The sequence below is a fragment of the Oleiphilus sp. HI0043 genome (assembly GCF_001634935.1).
In genome coordinates, this window is sequence record NZ_LWEY01001350.1 from 1 (window position 1) to 1,154 (window position 1,154).

Genomic DNA, 1,154 nt, shown 5'->3' on the forward strand with positions numbered 1-1,154 from the left:
AATGAACCTGCAAACCAGCTTCCTCACCCCTCCCTTTGGCTTTAGTTTGTTCTATTTAAAGGGTGTGGCACCGCCGAGCATCAAAACCAGTGATATCTACCGTGGTGTAATGCCATTTATTGCGATTCAGGTAAGCGTTCTTTTGGTCTTATTGATCAAACCAGAATGGTTCGGACTTTAAGTAGAATCTTATAAGCCAAGCCTAAGTTTGTGAACTAGTCAAAAATTTCGTTTATTTTTCCTCTCATGGTCTATTCTTAAAAGTAGGACTTAATAGCGCTTATCAAAACGGGATTGAAATGATGGTTACCACCTGCCCTCAGTTTACTGAGCTAGACAATGAAATAACGCAAGATTTTGCAGAGTGTTTACAAGAGAATATTGAGCAGATCGAAGCTTGTATCGCATTACTTGATAACTCAAAAGATCCGGAACTTGTTCATCGCCTTTTTAGAGACATTCACTCTCTAAAAGGTAATTGCCGTATGGTATTTCTCGACCCGTTAAGGTTGCGCTGATAACCAGTAATGCGAGCGCAAACTCATAACCGTTAGTTGCCATAAAAAATCCATTTTCAATGTGAGCCGTGACAATCGCCACAATCATAGTGATTGCCAGTACCAAGGCCGCTGGACGAACCAAAAAGCCAACTATCAGCAATAAACCGGCGAAGAATTCGGCACTCCCTGCAAGCCCTGCCATCAAGATACCGGGCGATAATCCAATCGACTCCATCCAACCCGCCGTTCCATCCAATCCATAGCCACCAAACCAGCCAAATAGTTTCTGACTGCCGTGTGCGGCGAATGTGATGCCCGCGCCAATTCGGATAGGTAGCGTGTCTAGGCCCGCAGTCGTTGTGCTGATTTTGTTGAATAGTGCTTTCATGGCGTGTTTCCTCTGTGTTTTGATTTGATGAAATAAGTGTATCGCGCTGAAGAACTTCCAATAAGCGCCAATATCTGTTTAGAATGATCTAATAATTAGAACAATCTTTATGGAACCGTAATGATTAGAAACCCGATCACTATTGAAGCCTTAGAAACCTTAGATGCGATAGATAGACGAGGAAGCTATGCAAAAGCATCTGAAGAATTGAACAAAGCCACCTCGGCCGTTTCTTATGCTATTCAGAAGCTCGAAGAACAATTGGG

At 42.9% G+C, this 1,154-nt stretch carries 4 protein-coding genes; 3 read left to right on the plus strand and 1 reads right to left on the minus strand.

Features of this window, described 5'->3' with window-relative positions; genetic code table 11:
* Both A3729_RS18220 and A3729_RS34670 read left to right on the plus strand, forming a co-directional pair.
* Positions 1-181: TRAP transporter large permease subunit (locus tag A3729_RS18220; RefSeq protein ID WP_082882132.1), on the plus strand; the 181-nt coding region annotated here is incomplete at its 5' end.
* A gap of 121 nt (positions 182-302) precedes the next feature.
* On the plus strand, positions 303-518 hold the full coding sequence (locus A3729_RS34670; protein ID WP_369820143.1) for an Hpt domain-containing protein: 216 nt from the start codon (positions 303-305) through the stop codon (positions 516-518).
* Here A3729_RS34670 and A3729_RS18225 read toward each other — a convergent pair.
* Entirely contained in the window at positions 451-888 is a 438-nt protein-coding gene (locus tag A3729_RS18225) for a DoxX family protein (protein WP_068634167.1), read from the minus strand. The genes A3729_RS34670 and A3729_RS18225 overlap by 68 nt on opposite strands.
* Before the next feature lie 120 nt (positions 889-1,008).
* Here A3729_RS18225 and A3729_RS31000 point away from each other — a divergent pair.
* On the plus strand, positions 1,009-1,154 hold a 146-nt coding region (locus A3729_RS31000; protein WP_156498004.1), incomplete at its 3' end, for a LysR family transcriptional regulator.

Coding starts and splice junctions, on each gene's coding strand:
- A3729_RS34670 (WP_369820143.1), top strand. CDS start 303: ATGGTTACCACCTGCCCTCAGTTTACTGAGCTAGACAATGAAATAACG.
- A3729_RS18225 (WP_068634167.1), bottom strand. CDS start 888: ATGAAAGCACTATTCAACAAAATCAGCACAACGACTGCGGGCCTAGAC.